At 62.5% G+C, this 15,336-nt stretch carries 17 protein-coding genes; 8 read left to right on the plus strand and 9 right to left on the minus strand.

Features of this window, described 5'->3' with window-relative positions; all coding sequences use genetic code 11:
• Positions 1–28: 28 nt before the first annotated feature.
• Positions 29–910: an NAD(P)H-binding protein gene (locus RAK1035_RS10860; protein WP_008280028.1), complete on the plus strand. Its 882-nt coding sequence runs from the start codon at positions 29–31 to the stop codon at positions 908–910.
• 109 nt (positions 911–1,019) lie between these two features.
• Here RAK1035_RS10860 and RAK1035_RS10865 read toward each other — a convergent pair whose 3' ends face one another.
• The 4 genes from RAK1035_RS10865 to RAK1035_RS10880 all read right to left on the minus strand — a co-directional run bounded on the left by RAK1035_RS10865 (position 1,020) and on the right by RAK1035_RS10880 (position 4,213).
• Positions 1,020–2,336 carry a sensor histidine kinase gene (locus tag RAK1035_RS10865; RefSeq protein ID WP_008280029.1) on the minus strand — a complete coding sequence of 439 codons (1,317 nt, stop codon included), beginning with the start codon at positions 2,334–2,336 and terminating at the stop codon, positions 1,020–1,022.
• Positions 2,333–3,007 (minus strand): response regulator transcription factor, encoded by a 675-nt coding sequence (locus RAK1035_RS10870; protein WP_008280030.1) that lies wholly within the window; start codon positions 3,005–3,007, stop codon positions 2,333–2,335. The genes RAK1035_RS10865 and RAK1035_RS10870 overlap by 4 nt, the downstream gene beginning before the upstream one ends.
• Before the next feature lie 216 nt (positions 3,008–3,223).
• Positions 3,224–3,631, minus strand: a complete 408-nt coding sequence (locus RAK1035_RS10875; protein ID WP_008280031.1) for a DUF6220 domain-containing protein — start codon at positions 3,629–3,631, stop codon at positions 3,224–3,226.
• Positions 3,632–3,634: 3 nt separating this feature from the next.
• Positions 3,635–4,213: an NAD(P)H-dependent oxidoreductase gene (locus RAK1035_RS10880; protein WP_037297157.1), complete on the minus strand. Its 579-nt coding sequence runs from the start codon at positions 4,211–4,213 to the stop codon at positions 3,635–3,637.
• 91 nt (positions 4,214–4,304) lie between these two features.
• Here RAK1035_RS10880 and RAK1035_RS10885 point away from each other — a divergent pair, with 91 nt between their 5' ends.
• Complete coding sequence (locus RAK1035_RS10885; RefSeq protein WP_008280033.1) at positions 4,305–5,210, plus strand: LysR family transcriptional regulator; 906 nt, start codon at positions 4,305–4,307, stop codon at positions 5,208–5,210.
• 85 nt (positions 5,211–5,295) lie between these two features.
• Here RAK1035_RS10885 and RAK1035_RS10890 read toward each other — a convergent pair whose 3' ends face one another.
• Positions 5,296–6,216, minus strand: coding sequence for a LysR family transcriptional regulator (locus RAK1035_RS10890; protein ID WP_008280034.1), 921 nt, complete (start codon positions 6,214–6,216; stop codon positions 5,296–5,298).
• 205 nt (positions 6,217–6,421) lie between these two features.
• Here RAK1035_RS10890 and RAK1035_RS10895 point away from each other — a divergent pair, with 205 nt between their 5' ends.
• The 4 genes from RAK1035_RS10895 to dusA all read left to right on the plus strand — a co-directional run bounded on the left by RAK1035_RS10895 (position 6,422) and on the right by dusA (position 10,118).
• Entirely contained in the window at positions 6,422–7,408 is a 987-nt protein-coding gene (locus RAK1035_RS10895) for an alpha/beta fold hydrolase (RefSeq protein ID WP_232279163.1), read from the plus strand.
• Positions 7,409–7,492: 84 nt separating this feature from the next.
• Complete coding sequence (locus RAK1035_RS10900) at positions 7,493–7,891, plus strand: RidA family protein (RefSeq protein WP_008280036.1); 399 nt, start codon at positions 7,493–7,495, stop codon at positions 7,889–7,891.
• Positions 7,892–7,976: 85 nt separating this feature from the next.
• Complete coding sequence (locus RAK1035_RS10905; RefSeq protein WP_008280037.1) at positions 7,977–8,894, plus strand: alpha/beta fold hydrolase; 918 nt, start codon at positions 7,977–7,979, stop codon at positions 8,892–8,894.
• Positions 8,895–9,104: 210 nt separating this feature from the next.
• Positions 9,105–10,118, plus strand: a complete 1,014-nt coding sequence (dusA, locus tag RAK1035_RS10910; protein ID WP_037297159.1) for a tRNA dihydrouridine(20/20a) synthase DusA — start codon at positions 9,105–9,107, stop codon at positions 10,116–10,118.
• On the opposite strand, the gene RAK1035_RS10915 is transcribed toward dusA, so the two are convergent.
• Positions 10,093–11,007, minus strand: coding sequence for a LysR family transcriptional regulator ArgP (locus RAK1035_RS10915; RefSeq protein WP_008280039.1), 915 nt, complete (start codon positions 11,005–11,007; stop codon positions 10,093–10,095). The genes dusA and RAK1035_RS10915 overlap by 26 nt on opposite strands.
• Positions 11,008–11,125: 118 nt before the next feature.
• Here RAK1035_RS10915 and RAK1035_RS10920 point away from each other — a divergent pair, with 118 nt between their 5' ends.
• Both RAK1035_RS10920 and RAK1035_RS10925 read left to right on the plus strand, forming a co-directional pair.
• Positions 11,126–11,719 carry a LysE/ArgO family amino acid transporter gene (locus tag RAK1035_RS10920; protein WP_008280040.1) on the plus strand — a complete coding sequence of 198 codons (594 nt, stop codon included), beginning with the start codon at positions 11,126–11,128 and terminating at the stop codon, positions 11,717–11,719.
• Between the two features lie 95 nt (positions 11,720–11,814).
• On the plus strand, positions 11,815–12,735 hold the full coding sequence (locus RAK1035_RS10925) for a DMT family transporter (RefSeq protein ID WP_008280041.1): 921 nt from the start codon (positions 11,815–11,817) through the stop codon (positions 12,733–12,735).
• A gap of 12 nt (positions 12,736–12,747) precedes the next feature.
• On the opposite strand, the gene choV is transcribed toward RAK1035_RS10925, so the two are convergent.
• Genes choV through RAK1035_RS10940 form a run of 3 tightly spaced genes read right to left on the minus strand, consistent with a single transcriptional unit; the run spans position 12,748 to position 15,334 of the window.
• Positions 12,748–13,776, minus strand: a complete 1,029-nt coding sequence (choV, locus tag RAK1035_RS10930) for a choline ABC transporter ATP-binding protein (protein WP_008280042.1) — start codon at positions 13,774–13,776, stop codon at positions 12,748–12,750.
• Positions 13,773–14,609: a choline ABC transporter permease subunit gene (gene choW, locus RAK1035_RS10935; RefSeq protein WP_008280043.1), complete on the minus strand. Its 837-nt coding sequence runs from the start codon at positions 14,607–14,609 to the stop codon at positions 13,773–13,775. The genes choV and choW overlap by 4 nt, the downstream gene beginning before the upstream one ends.
• A complete protein-coding gene (locus tag RAK1035_RS10940; RefSeq protein ID WP_008280044.1) occupies positions 14,609–15,334 on the minus strand; it encodes a hypothetical protein in 726 nt (241 codons plus the stop codon). Before RAK1035_RS10940 ends, choW begins: the two co-directional genes overlap by 1 nt.
• Positions 15,335–15,336: the final 2 nt, after the last annotated feature.

Consider the following 15,336-nt stretch of genomic DNA (forward strand, 5'->3'; position numbering starts at 1 on the left):
TCAAGTGTCAAATGAAAAAGGAAATACCATGATCCTGATCACTACCCCCACTGGTGATATCGGTGCCCGCGTTCTGTCGAACGTTCTGGGTGCAGGGGAAAAGGTCCGTGTTATCTTGCGCGATGCCTCAAAGCTCGACGCGGACACGCGAGGCCGGGTCGATATCGTCGAAGGCTCTCACGCCGACGGTGGCGCGATTGCACGGGCACTTGATGGAGTCTCGGCGGTGTTCTGGCTGCCGCCAGGATCAGTCCGCGCGAAGACCCCCGAAGACGCCTATGTCGACTTCTCACGCGCGTTTTGCACCGCGCTGCCCGGATCGTCAGTGAGCCATATCGTTGGCGTCTCGGCCCTCGGGCGCGGATGGCCCAAGCCCGCAGGCCTCGCCGCCGCAAGTATTGCCATGGACGATATGATCGCTGCCACCGGCGTAGCCTATCGCTCGCTTGCCTGTGCTTCGCTCATGGACAATATCGCGCGTCAAATCGGTCCGATCCGCGAGCAGGGCGCATTTTACCAGCCAACGCCGGGCGATCTGAAACTTCCGCATGTCGCGAAGGCCGATGTCGCCGCGATCGCCTCTCGGCTGCTGATCGGACAAGACTGGGACAGCGCCGCGGAGCTTGCGCTTTGCGGACCAGAGGACCTGAGCTTTGAAGAGATGGCGAGGGTCCTGTCCGACGTACTCGGCCGCGAGATCGCATTCCACGAGATGTCAGTGAAGGATTTCGGCGGCATGATGCGCGGCATGGGTGCGTCAGAGGGCATGGCGCAAGGCTATGTCGAGATGATGACCGCCAAGAACGAGGGGATGGACAACGCGGCGTGCCCCAAGGATCGCTCCGCGACGCCGACGACGTTCCGGACCTGGTGCGAGACAGAGCTTCTGCCTTCCATTCAGGCGCAATGATGCGCAGCGAGAGGCGTTTTCTTGTATTGCCGCTCTCTGTCAAAAGCGGCCCTTCCCCGACATTCGAAAGCGGTCGGTCGTGGCATGGACGGTCGCACCCGTCCATGCCTTAAACGGTGCCCAGATCAATGCGAAAGACTGTGCCGCCACCGGGCGCATCTCGGATCTCCACGCGGCCGCCATGTTGATCCATGACCTCCCGCACGAGGTTAAGGCCGAGGCCACTCCCGGTGGTGCGTGGTCGAAGGCGGTGAAAGGGCTCGAAGACGCGCTCACGCTCGGTGGGCGGTATACCCGGGCCGTCATCCTCGACCTCGAAGGCCGTCCCAAGAACGCGGACGACAACATTGGTCCCGCCGTGATCGATGGCGTTCTGAACAAGGTTCATCAGCACGCGCTCCAACGCTGCCGCGTCGCCGATACAGGGTTCGTTGCCCAGGACATCAAGCGAGATGGAACCTCCGTTGGCGATGACGAGCGGTGCCATATCTCCGACAAGGCGTCGGCCAACCTCCGCAGGGTCGATTGCCTCGTCTTGGCGGTTGTTCTCAAGGCGGTGCAGGTCGAGAAGTTGTTCAGTCATGGTCGCGAGCCGTTGCACGTCCAGCGCCAAGGCCCGGACGGCCGTGCTGTCGGCCGCATCGACCTTGCTCGCCAGAACGGCGATGGGCGTGCGCAGTTCGTGCGAGGCCGACGCGATGAACCGCTGCTGGCGTTCGTATCCGTCGTCAAGGCGGCGCAGGGCGTCGTTCACCGCCCGCACAAGCGGCGCGATCTCTTGCGGGACATAGGCTTCGCTCAGACGGCGCCCTCGGCTGTCCGCGTTGATCCCCTCTGCCTCCCGCGCGATACGCGACACGCCTGCGAGCGATCGTCTGACAATCCAGGGTGTGACGACCAGCGAGGTCAGCGTCAGCAAGATGAAGATCGGCAGGATGATCGTGTTGGTCGCAAACACCACCATAAAACCCAGTTCCGACAGCGGACCATGTCCAAGGATGGTCAGGGTGCCTATGTCCGTATTCTCCCTCCGGATCACCGCTGCCAGATCGTGGGGCGCGACACGGTCACGCATCTGCGCATAGGACAGGTCGCTCAGGCGGCCCAGCAGAGACGCGTAATGTTCGGGCACCCTACCGAAGACCACGCTCGCCCCCCCGTCGTCCTCGGCCACGAACCAAAGGTCTGGCGCCTTGCCCCGCAGGTCGGCCAGATCCGGCGTCATCACGACGGTCAGGCCGCCTGTGGCATCGCGCTCCACCGCTTGCGCGATGATCGGGATGATCTGTTCATCGGTGTAGGGCCCGCCGCTGTCGACGCGGAGCGCGACTGCGATCAGGATGGCGAAGGAGACAAGAAGCGTGAGGAAGTGGAAGACCAGCGGATAGACGATCAGTGGTCGCTTGAGCGACGGCGACCGCGTCATGGGGCTTCGCGCAACAGGTAGCCGACCCCGCGAATGGCGTGGATCTCGATCCTAGCGCCAGCTGTGGTCAATCTCCGACGCAGACGGGAGATATGAGAGTCGAGCGTGTTGGACTGGATTTCGTCGTCAAAGCCGAAAACCGCGTTCTCCAGTGCCTCGCGCTGCACGGTGCGCCCGCGACGCTTGATCAGCGCCGCAAGGACCCGCAATTCGCGCCGCGGCAGGTCGATCCTAGCGCCGTCCACCTCCACTTCCTCGTAGGCGAGGTCAAAAACGAGCGATCCGGCACGGATTGTCGCGTGGGCCAGTTTCGCAGGACGGCGAAAGACCGCCCGGATGCGGGCGAGCATCTCGTCGATGGAAAAGGGTTTGGTGAGGTAATCGTCCGCGCCGCCGTCAAGGCCCGCGACACGGTCATTCACGCCGTTGCGTGCGCTGAGGACGATGACGTGGATCCCAGGGTTGTCAGCCCGCAAAGAGGGCAGCAACGAGAGGCCTTCGCCATCGGGCAAAGACCTGTCGAGCAGGACCAGATCGAACGTTCCAAGCTTGCTGGCTTCCCGTGCGGATTCCACTCCGCTTGCGTGATCCACGATGAACCGCTCACGTTCGAGGACCTTTCGCAAAGATTCAGCAAGCCGAGGCTCGTCTTCGACCAAAAGAATCCTCATATCGCCACCTCAAGATGCTTGGGTTTCTTCTTGGCTGGGGCCCTCTTGCCCGGCCTTTTCGGATGCGACTTAGGTCAGCCCGGGTCCGAACGGCAAGCAACAACTGTAAAAGCTCGAAAACATGCGGATTTTCTCCGATGGGCGGTTCCGGATCGGCTCATGAGGGCTGCTCGTACCGGATGTGCGCGGGATCTTTCGTTAGAAGTTGTGCATGGGTCAGTCTCTGATGGCCCGTGCGGAACGGCGCCGCTCGACCTTGAACAGGACGATAAGTGAGGCCGTCAGCAAGAGCGCCGCGTTGAAAGGGTGAAGCGCAAGAGCCCCAGAGCCGAACGATGCCAGCGCGAGTTGGAGCGCGTAGAGGAGGCCGATCACACCGGCCCACCATCCGAACCCTCTCAGACGCCGCACGATGAGGGAGCACCAGAGGAGCGTAAAGACCGGGATCGCAATGACGCCGCCAAATGCGCCGTGCAGGTCCCAAGGCAGCCCGGCAAAGAGCGCCTGCCCGGCCAGAAGGAACTGAACGGCGAGAAGTGCGGGCAGGCTGAATGCTGCGGCAATGAACGGAGCAGGCGTGCCGAGACGAAGCTCGGCGAGGGTGTCGTGGGTCGTTTTTGTCATGGTTCAGGCCGCCCTCTGATCGAGGATGGTCGGTGTCGCGATAAAGTCCTTCAGGGCGCGGACATAGCTTTCCTGGGCGGCTGCCAGTTCCGCAGACTTCAGCTTGTCGGCCCGGAACACCAGATGCGGAGAATGCCACGGCAGGCCGCAGCGCAGCGCTGTCGCCTTGAGCGGCGCCATGAGTTCATCCATCGTGAAGTGGTTCGCACCGTCGCGACCGTAGGCCGCAGGCGCATTGCCCGCCGTTGCGGCGATCATCAGCGGCGTGCCGGCCAGCCTGTCACCCTCTGTCGCGGCATGGATGTAGTACATACGCGTCAGCACGGCATCCTGCCAGGCCTTCAGAAGAGGGGGCGTCGAATACCACTGGATCGGAAACTGTAGAACGATCCGGTCGGCTTCCAGAAGCGCGCGCGCTTCGGCTTCGCCGTCGGCATGCATGTCGATAACGCCGCTCGGATAACGCGCCGACATGTCCACCACTTGCGCACCTGAGACAGTGCGGGCGGCGGCTTGCAGGGCTGCATTGGCCTTCGATCTCCCGAGGTCGGGGTGAAAAAGCAGGATGAGAGTCTGGGTCATGGGAGCCTCCTTCGGCTTGGGAATGATCCGAAGATGGTTCAGCGTAAAAAATTCTTCCAATGGATATAAAAGATAACTTATTATTTGTTTTATGAATTTACGTGGCATCGACCTGAACCTTCTTGTCGTCCTTGATGCGCTGCTTGACGAGGCGCATGTCAGCCGTGCCGCGCATCGCCTGAACATGTCGCAACCTGCCGTCTCGAGCGCCCTGCAAAGATGCCGGGACCTGTTCGGTGATCCCTTGCTCGAGCGTGGGCGCGGCGGCATGACCCGCACGGTCTTGGCACAGACACTGCGCGCGCCGTTGCGGTCCATCCTGTCGGAGGTGGATGCTCTGATCGATCGCGGAGAGGTGCCATTGGACCGGATCGAACGCGTGGTCCGCATCACTGCAGCCGACGATCCTGCCACCCTGCTGGCGTGCCCCTTGATCGAGGATATCTCAAGGACTGCGCCGGGCGTCACCATCGTGTTCAAGCCGTGGCAGGGCCAAGAGGCCGTGACGCGCGAAATTCTGGACGGGGCGACGGACATCGCCATCGCTGTCCTGGATCGCGAGATCGAGAACATCGAGATTCGAAAGTTGATCGACGTCGACTACGTGGTTGCCATGCGACGCGATCATCCTGCCGCTGCCGGGTTCACCATAGATGCCTGGCTGGCCTGGCCGCATGTCGTCGTATCTGGTCAGGGCGATCTCCGGACTCCGCTGGACGCGCAATTGGCGGCCTCCGGGCGGCGACGCCGCGTCGGTCTCACCGTTCCCTCCTTCCAGCTTGTGCCGAGGGTGCTGGCAGAGACCAATCTGATCGCCATGCTTCCCCGGCAGAGCGTGGCAACGAAGGTCGAATTCGATCTCGTGTTTCACCAACCGCCGGTTTCGGTCGATGGTTTTCCTTTGCACATTGCCTGGCACGCCCGGCAGAACCGCGACACTGCCGTCCAACATGTTGTAGAGGTCATTCGCGCCGTGTTTCGAGAAACAGGCGTATGATTTCCAGCCACGCGCCCGACTTGGCGCGCCAACCGTTCATGGGTCGAGGTCATCTCCGGACGCGAGCGGACGAGTGCCGGAGCGGTTAACCGTTGAATCGCTCGGGAAGACGCTGTTCCTTGAACGCTGCATCAATCCAGTCGATGAAGGCGCGTGTCTTGGCCGGAAGAAAGCTCCGCGAGGCGTAGTACACCGAAATCCCGCCGTCGTCCGCGTACCAGTCCGGGAGAAGGCGGATCAGGCGACCGTCCTCGAGGTCCGACAAGACCTCGGCCACTGCGAGGAGGGCGATGCCAAGCCCTAGTTTTGCTGCCTCGCGGATCGCGCTTGGTTCGTTCACGACGACAGTTTCGTTAAGCGCTGCCTCCATCTCTTGTCCGGCTCTGTTGCGCATGATCAAGTGCCGGATACGACCAGTTCGCAGGACACGCATCGCAATTCCGTCGAATTCGGCAAGCCCGGCCGGATCGGTCGGACCGCGTCGGCCCGCCATATAGGCTGGCGAGGCGACAGCGACGACGTGGAGCGGCGCGAGCCTGCGGGCGACCGTCCCCGGCGCGCGTTCAATCGCGCCGCCGATGGCGGCATCGTACCCTTCCGTGACCAGATCGACGACGCGGTTCTCGAAATGCCATTCGGCCCGGATCAGAGGATATTGCGCAAGAAAGCCGGGCAGGAGCGGCAACACATGCGCCAGCCCGAACGAAGGCGGCATGCTGAGCTTGAGCGTACCAGCGGGCGTCGGCCCCTGTGCGGTGACCGCTGAAATGGCGCCCTGAAGCCTGTCGAGCGGTTCTCCCACCGAGGCGAGAAAGCTTTCCCCCGCCTCGGTGAGCCTCAGTCCGCGCGTCGAACGGTGGAACAGCCGGACGCCCAGATTACGCTCCAGCATGGCGACGCTGCGGCTGACCGCGGCTGGCGTCAGGGCAAGTATGCGGGCAGCCCCGGAAAAGCTGCCGCACTCTGCGCTTCGTACAAACGCTTCAAGATTCGAAAGAGTTTCCATACTCCCAGCTTCAACGATTCGTTGAAAGAAATGCAAGCCGATCGCGACTAACGCAGACGGCCCACAACGAAGATATTCCCGTCACTCGCCACGCAATGAGCCGCGAAAACGGAAATCACCCAAACCGAGGTCGCCTGACCAAAGCCAATTCGCGACATTCCGCACGTGGTCCGGTCGCCCTTTGGGCAACGAAAGGAGCTCAACCATGTCTTCCAGTCGTCAACCGCGCCTGACGCTCAATCGTCGTGACGCCCTGTTCGCGGGCTCCGCACTCACCGCGAGCGCCGGCCTTCAACTGGGCGCCGCTCATGCCGCCGAACCCACACCTCTCGACCTGCCATCAGGAGACCTTTCCATGGGCTACATTACCACCGACGATCACGTGCAGATTTTCTACAAGGATTGGGGTCCGCGCGACGCCCAGCCGATCGTCTTTCATCACGGTTGGCCACTCAGCTCCGACGACTGGGACGCGCAGATGCTGTTCTTTCTCTCAAAGGGCTACCGGGTGGTGGCACATGACCGGCGCGGACATGGCCGTTCGGAGCAGGTCGACAGCGGCCACGACATCGACCACTACGCCGCAGATGCCTTTGCCCTGGCCGAGGCGCTGGACCTGCGCAACGCGGTCCACATCGGCCATTCCACCGGCGGCGGTGAGGTCGCGCGCTACGTGGCGCGGCACGGTGGACCGGCTGGCCGGGTGGCCAAGGCCGTTCTCGTCGCCGCCATCCCGCCGCTGATGCTGCAGACCGACGCGAACCCCGAGGGCACGCCGATGGAGGTTTTCGACGGTTTCCGCGCGGCTCTCGCCGGAAATCGCGCGCAATTCTTCCGCGACGTGCCCGCCGGTCCGTTTTACGGGTTCAACCGCGAGGGTGCGACGGTCCACGAGGGCGTCATTCAGAACTGGTGGCGGCAGGGCATGATGGGCAGCGCCAAGGCGCATTACGACGGCATCAAGGCCTTCTCGGAGACCGATCAGACAGAGGACCTGAAGGCGATGACCGTGCCGACGCTCGTCCTGCATGGCGAGGACGATCAGGTGGTTCCGATTGCGGCCTCGGCCGAAAAGGCGGTCAAACTGCTGCCCAATGGCACGCTCAAGACCTATCCGGCGTTCTCGCACGGCATGCTGACGGTCAACGCCGACGTGCTGAACGCCGACCTGCTGGCCTTCATCACGGGCTAGGCGATTGGCGGCGCGGCGTCGACGCCGCGCCTTCACCCCCTTTTTGCAACCGGCAAACATCTTCGCCCTCAAAGGAAGTGATCCATGTCCAACCGAAACTCCATCTTCCCCGAAAACCGACACGCGCTTTACGAGGCACACGGCTATTCCGCTGCCGTTCGCTCCGGCGATCACTTGTTCGTCTCCGGGCAGGTCGGCAGCCTTCCTGACGGCTCGCCCGAGCCCAACTTCGCGAAGCAGGTTAACCTTGCGTTCCGAAACCTCGACGCCGTGCTGACGGCGGCGGGGGCAAGCTTCGACGACATCATCGACGTGACCACATTCCACACAGACCCTGACACGCAGTTCGATGCGATCATGCCGGTGAAGAACCGCTACTTCCCGGCGGCTCCCCACCCGACCTGGACGGCGGTCGGGGTGAACTGGCTCGCCGGTTTCGATTTCGAGATCAAGGTCATCGCTCGCATTCCCGGCCAAGCCTGACGCCCGCTGATCGGCCATGAAGTGCCCGAGACGAGGCACTTACCCTAGGGACAAACCCGGTCAAAACCAAGAAAGGAAACCCAATATGACAACCACCCCTGCGCAAATCCGCTACAGATCCCGACAGATCGGCGATGTCGACGTATTCTATCGCGAGGCAGGCCCAGCCGATGCCCCGGTGATCCTGCTTCTGCACGGGTTCCCGACGGCCAGCCACATGTTTCGCGACCTGATGCCGCTTCTGGCTGATCGCTATCGGCTCATTGCCCCCGATCTGCCTGGCTTCGGGCAGACCAAGGCACCGCCGCGCGGGACGTTCACCTACACCTTCGACCGGCTCGCCGATGTGATCGGCGGGTTCACGGAAGCCCTGTCGCTCGATCGATACGCGCTCTACATCTTCGATTATGGCGCGCCGGTAGGTTTGCGCCTCGCGATGCGTCACCCGGAACGGGTCTCTGCGATCATCAGCCAGAACGGCAACGCCTATACCGACGGTTTCAGCGACCAGTGGGGACCGTGGGAGGCCTATTGGCGCGACGGGAGTGACGCCAACCGCGAGGCCTGCCGACCTTCGCTATCCCCCGACACGATCAGGAACTGGCAATACGGCACCGGAGCCGATCCCGAGCGTCTTGCGCCCGATGGATACGAACTCGACATCGCTTACATGGCGCGGCCCGACGCAGAGGAAATCCAGCTCGACCTGATCCGCGATTACCGCACCAACGTGGCGCTCTATCCGGATTTCCACACGTATTTCCGCCAGCACCGTCCACCATTGCTGGCCACTTGGGGGCGTCATGATCCGGCGTTCATTCCTGCGGGCGCAAGAGCCTACAGGCGTGATCTGCCGGACGCCGAGGTGCATCTGCTGGATGCGGGACATTTTGCGTTGGAGACGCACGCTGCCGAAATCGCAGCGCTGATACGTGAGTTCCTCGGTCGCGTTCTGTCGGTAGGAAATCAAGACACCGATGCGCTCTCAATGTCCGGAAACTGAATAGCGGAGTGAAAAGCCATCTGGGCCTGCTTTCTGGAGGATCGGACACACCCACCAGGCAGACAATGACCTTTGCCCACTTCAGACCCCGCGCACTTACCGCCGTTCGCCTGTCTTCGTTCGGGGCAGGGTGGCAGGTCATCCGCCGTATGCGTATGGTGTACACTGCTGGTGAGTCGTAAAAGATGGCGGGCCCGAGGAGACCTATGAATGCCTAGAAACGCAGCCGCCGCGGCAGCGCGTCTATCTTGTGCACCGATGATGGACTGGACGGATCGGCATTGCCGTTACCTGCACCGGCTGCTCAGTCGGCAGACATTGCTGTATACTGAAATGGTCACCGCGCCTGCTTTGGTGCGGGGGGGAGCGGTGTATTTGTTGGAGCATAGTCCCGAGGAATATCCGGTTGCTTTGCAACTGGGGGGATCGGACCCGGCGGAGTTGGCGCAGGCGGCGCGGATGGGGGCGCAGGCGGGCTATGCGGAGATCAACCTCAATTGTGGGTGCCCGTCGGATCGGGTGCAATCGGGGCGGTTCGGGGCGATCCTGATGACGGAACCGGCCCTTGTGGCCGCCTGTTGCGTGGCCATGCGCGAGGCGCAACCTGTTGAAGTCACAGTTAAATGTCGGATCGGGGTGGACGATCAGAACCCAGAGGAGGTGTTGCCGGAGTTTCTGGCACATGTCGTTGCGGCGGGTGTGCAGCGGGTGCAAATCCATGCGCGCAAGGCCTGGCTTGACGGTCTAAGCCCCAAGGAAAACCGCGATATTCCACCCTTGGATTACGATCTGGTGCAACGGATGAAGATGCTTTTTCCCAATCTCCACATCTCGATCAACGGCGGAATTACATCATTGGATCAAGCGGTTAGCCTGCTTGATCAGGGGCTTGACGGTGTTATGGTGGGGCGGGCCGCCTATCATCAGCCTGCGGATATTCTGTGTGCGGCGGATCGGCGGATTTTTGGCACCTCTGGTCCAGACACCACACCAGAGGGTGCCGTGCACGCCATGCTCCCCTATATAGAGGCGCATCTCGCAAGCGGTGGGCGGTTGAACCAGATCACCCGGCATATGTTGGGGCTGTTCGCGGGAAAACCGGGCGCGCGGGCGTGGCGGCGGCACTTGTCAGAAGGTGCTTCGCGGCCCGGCGCGGGGCCGGAACTGGTCGAGCGGGCCTTGGCCGAGATTACAGACCTTACAGAGTCTCCCGTGATTTTGTAAGGTCCTGCGGCATGCGCAGGCTACGCCGCGCGCCACGACGCAAAGCGCGGGTCACAGGCGCGAGTGCCGTGCCGAGCAACCGGCTCCATTGCCAATAGAGCGGCGTGTCGAGCGGGCAATCGGCGCGCAGAAGGTGGAGTGTGCCGCGCGCCAGGTCGTCGCTCAAGAGCGCTTCGGGGGCCATGCCCCAGCCCATGCCAAGACGGGCTGCGGTGACGAACCCCTCGGACGAGGGAAGCCGGTGACAGGGGGGGCTGAGCGTGACGCCGGTTGCCTGCGTGATCCAGCGATGTTGCAACTGATCGTGGCTGTTGAATTGCAACATGGGCGCTACACCAAGACGGCCCGGCGTGATCCCGTCCGCGAAATGGCGGGCGATGAAATCGGGGCTGGCGACGGCCTGATAGCGCAGCAGCCCGAGTGCGACGACATCGCAGCCGGGCAGGGGGCTGGCACGGGTGGTGAGCGCGCCCAGAACCTCGCCGCGCAAGAGCCGGTCATGCGAGACATCCTGATCGTCGATCACCAGATCAAAGAGGTGATCGGGCAGGCTGGCCAAAGCCTGCGGCAGCCATGTGGCGAGGCTGTCGGCATTGACCGCCAACCGCAGCCGGGTTTGCGGTGCGGGGGCAAGACCTGTGAGGTCCTCGCGAAGGCGCGCCTCGAGCAGGGCAATCTGATCGGCATGGGCGGCAAGGCGTTGACCGGCCGGCGTGGCGGTGCAGGGGGTGGTGCGATGGACAAGCTGCGCGCCGACGCGGGTTTCCAGCACCTTGAGCCGCTGAGAGATGGCCGATTGTGTGAGGCCGAGGGCCTGTGCTGCGCCCTCGAAACTGCCGGTTTGCAGAATGGCCGAGAGCGTGACGAGATGATCAGGCGGCAAGGACATTAGATACTCTTATCTCAAATTAGCATATTGAATTTGAGTAATGCCCGCCGCACCGCTAGGCAAGCCCCTGCGACAGACGCGGATTTGCGTATTTGAAGACCGAGGAAAGGGTAGGCGGATGCAGGCGGGACTGGCGGGATTTGCGCTTGGCTTAAGTTTGATCATGGCCATTGGGGCGCAGAATGCCTTTGTGCTGCGGCAGGGGTTGCGGCGCGCGCATGTGCTGGCGGTGGTTCTGGTCTGCGCCATTTCCGATGCCATTCTGGTGACGGCGGGTGTGACCGGCTTTGGCGTTCTGGCCGAGGCGGTGCCGGGGCTGGAGCGGATCATGCGCTTTGGCGGTGCTGCCTTTTTGCTGGCGTATGGCGCGCGCAGTTTTCTGGCCGCGTGGCGCGGCGCGGCGGCGCTGGAGGCGGGCGAGGGGGCAGGCAGTTTGCGACGCGCTGTCCTGACCTGTCTGGCGCTGACATGGCTTAATCCGCATGTGTATCTGGATACGGTGGTTTTGCTGGGGTCCATATCGACGCAATATGAGAACCGGTTTGTCTTTGGTCTGGGCGCGGTCTGTGCGAGTTTTGTTTTCTTCTTTTCGCTGGGCTATGGCGCGCGCCTTCTTGCGCCGCTCTTTCGGCGGCCCGCCAGTTGGCGGGTGCTGGATGCCGGGGTGGGCTGTGTGATGTGGGCCATCGCATTTGGCCTGTTGCGAGGCTAAGCCATGCGTGAGGCGGCAGGGTGTGTTGCGCTATGCGCATGGATAAGCGCCAAGCCAGTCTCGACAGGCGGCCAGAGGCATGAATTAATGCAAGCATGAGCGCGCAAGAGGCAAGCAGAGCAGAAAGCACGGCACGGCCGGGCTGGGGCATCTTTTGGATGGTGGTGACCGGCATCCTCTTTGTGGGGGTGACCGCGCTGGTCAAGGTGCTGGGCACGCGCGTGCCGGCACCACAGGCGGCCTTTTTGCGCTATGCGATGGGGCTGGTGTTTCTTCTTCCGATGCTGGGATCGCTTTGGCGGCTGCGGTTGGCGCGTGGGACCTGGGGATTTTTTGCCGCGCGCGGGGTCGTGCATACGGTGGGCGTGGCGCTGTGGTTCTATGCCATGGCGCGGATTCCCATCGCCGATGTGACCGCGATGAATTATCTGGCCCCCATCTATGTCACCCTTGGGGCGGGGCTGTTCTTGGGCGAGCGTTTGGCGTTGCGGCGGGTGCTGGCGGTGGGTGTTGCGCTGATCGGTGCGCTGATCATCCTGCGGCCCGGATTTCGCGAAGTGGGGCCGGGGCATCTGGCGATGATCTTTGCCGCCATCTTCTTTGGCGCGTCCTATCTGATTGCCAAGGTGGTGTCGGGGCGCAGCAGCCCTGGCGTGGTGGTGGCGATGCTGTCGATCACGGTCACGCTTGGTCTGGCCCCTTTGGCGGCGGCAGTCTGGGTCACGCCAACGCCATGGGAGTTGGCGATCCTCTTTGCGGTGGCCACCTTGGCCACGGCGGGGCATTACACCATGACGCTGGCGTTTCGAGCCGCCCCTCTGGCGGTGACGCAGCCGGTGACCTTTCTGCAACTCGTCTGGGCGGTGCTTTTGGGGGCACTGGTGTTTGGCGAGGGGGTGGATGTGTTCGTGGTTCTGGGCGGCATGGTGATTGTGGGCGCGGTCAGCTTTATCAGCTGGCGCGAGGCGGTGCTGAAGCGGCGGATCACACCGACGGTTTCGGCGACCAAGGTCTGAGGGGGCACCCGCCTAGGCGCGCGGATCAAGCAGCTTGGCCAAGATGCGGTTGCGGGTGATCTGACCCAAGAGTTGGCCATTCTCGATCACGCCCACGGGGCGGTCATGGCCTTGGGCGCTTTCCATCACGTCCTGAATGCTGGCGTTGGGGCCAACGCAGGTGTCGGGCGTGCCGCTGGCCGGTTCCATCACGTCGCGGGCGCAGAGCACGCCCAGAGGGTTCATATGGGCCACGAATTCCGCCACATAGTCGGTGGCGGGATTGGTAAAGATATCCTGCGGCGTGCCGCATTGCACGATGCGCCCGCCCTCCATGATGGCGATACGGTCGCCCAGTTTGAACGCCTCATCCAGATCATGGCTGACAAAGATGATGGTGCGGCCAAGGGTTTTTTGCAGGTCGATGAGTTCATCCTGAAGATGGTTGCGGATCAGCGGATCGAGGGCCGAAAACGGCTCGTCCATCAGAAGGATCGGGGCATCGGTGGCAAAGGCGCGGGCCAAGCCCACACGCTGTTGCATGCCGCCCGACAGCTCGCCCACGCGGCGCTCGGCCCAGTCGGAGAGGTTGACGAGGGCCAGTTGCCGGTCGACGCGGGCGGCGCGCTCGGGCTTGGGCATGCCTGCAAGTTCAAGGCCGAGGCCCACGTTCTCGCGCACAGAGCGCCAGGGCAGGAGGCCGAATTGCTGGAACACCATGGCGATATGATGCTGGCGCAATCGGCGCAGGGTGGCGGGGGTGGCGTTGGTCACATCCACCATGCCGCTGCCGTCGTGGATTTCGACCGTGCCGCGCACCACCGGGTTGAGGCCGTTGACGGCGCGCAGGAGGGTGGATTTGCCCGACCCCGAAAGGCCCATCAGCACGAGGATTTCGCCCGGCGCAACCGCGAGGTCGCAATCATGCACGCCGAGAACCTGACTGGTTTTCTGCTGGATCTCTGGCCGGGTCATGCCCTGATCCATCAAGGGCAGGGCGGTTTCGGGCGCATCGCCAAAGACGATAGAGACCTTGTTGAAATTGACGATTGTATCGGTCACTTGCGCCCCTCCATCCGCAGCATGCGGTCAAGGACGATGGCCACGACGACGATCATCAGCCCGGATTCAAAGCCTAGCGCGATATTGACGGTATTGATCGCGCGCAGCACCGGCACGCCGAGGCCATCCGCGCCCACCAGCGCGCCGATCACCACCATGGACAGCGACAGCATGATGGTCTGGTTGAGCCCCGCCATGATCTGCGGCAGGGCGTAGGGGAGTTCCACCTTCCAGAGCGTCTGGCGATTGGTGGCGCCAAAGGCCTGTGCCGCCTCTAGCAGCGGCTGGGGCGTGTTGGAAATGCCCAGATGCGTCAGGCGAATGGGGGCAGGGACGACAAAGATCACCGTGGCGATCAGCCCCGGCACCATGCCGATACCGAAAAACACAATCGCAGGAATGAGATAGACAAAGGGCGGCAGCGTCTGCATGAGGTCGAGCACAGGGCGCATCCCGTCATAGAGCCGGGGGCGGTGCGCGGCGGCGATGCCAAGGGGCACGCCAAGCGCCATGCAGAATACGCAGGACGAGATGACGAGCGTCAGGCTTTCGGTGGTTTCTTCCCAATAGCCTTGGTTGAGGATGAAGAGAAAGCCCAAGAGCACGAACAGGCAGGTTTTCCAACTGCGCTGCAAGACCCATGTCAGGGCGACAAAGACGCCGATGATGACCATGGGATGCGGGGTTTGCAGCACCCAGAGAAAGGCGTCGATGAGCCCTTCCATCAGCACCGACAGCATGTCGAAAAAGCCCGCCGCATTGTCCTGAAGCCAGAGGAAAAAGCCTTCGGCCCATTTCCCCACGGGGATTTTGTGATCGCTCAGCCAGTCCATCAGTTCGCCTTGTTCAGTGGAATCCAGTTTGCTTGTTTTTCATACAGGATAGCCGCATGTTCGATCATGACGCGAACAATCTTGGATTTGAGATCGGCACCCTGCCGGATGGTGCCGGTGGTCGTCATGGCATCGGTGCAGGTCTCGAGTAACACAAGCTCGCCGTCGCGGAGCCGGTTTCGCAAATGATCGTTGACCCAAACCGACGTCGTCTGAGTTGCCCCGGGCCTGCGGTAATTCTGCATTCGTCGTCGCAGATTAACCGTTTCGCCGACATAGACGGATCGGCTCACCGGCAATCTTATGCGGTAGAGTCCAGCGCGTGCAGGCAGGTGCGGAAAGTGCAGAGACTCATCTAGAAACTGAATTTCGCCTACGCTTTGCCAAAAAAATTCGATGTTGATGCATGTAGGCGCGACAGCTTGGATAGTTGCGCCCGGCGGCTCCGCCGGGCAGCCCCCGACCGCCCCCCCGGGCGGGGGCTTCTCCCCCACCCGCGGTCGGGGGCTGCCCTCAGGCTTTTCCAACGACGCCTCGGGATAATTGCCGATTGCTCCCCTTGATGGCTTGATCCTACGAATAAGGCCTTCTTCGGCAAGCAAGCGGCAGCGTGCATTAACCTGTTGATGGCGCAATCCTGTCCCCGGGATCCTACGCTTGATTTCCGCGTCTGTGATCCCGGGCTGGTCCTTGATCAGGGCGAGGATGTCATCCCTGAGCGCCATGC

The organism is Roseovarius sp. AK1035, from assembly GCF_003288315.1.
In the GTDB taxonomy this organism is placed as follows: Bacteria; Pseudomonadota; Alphaproteobacteria; order Rhodobacterales; family Rhodobacteraceae; genus Roseovarius; species Roseovarius mucosus_A.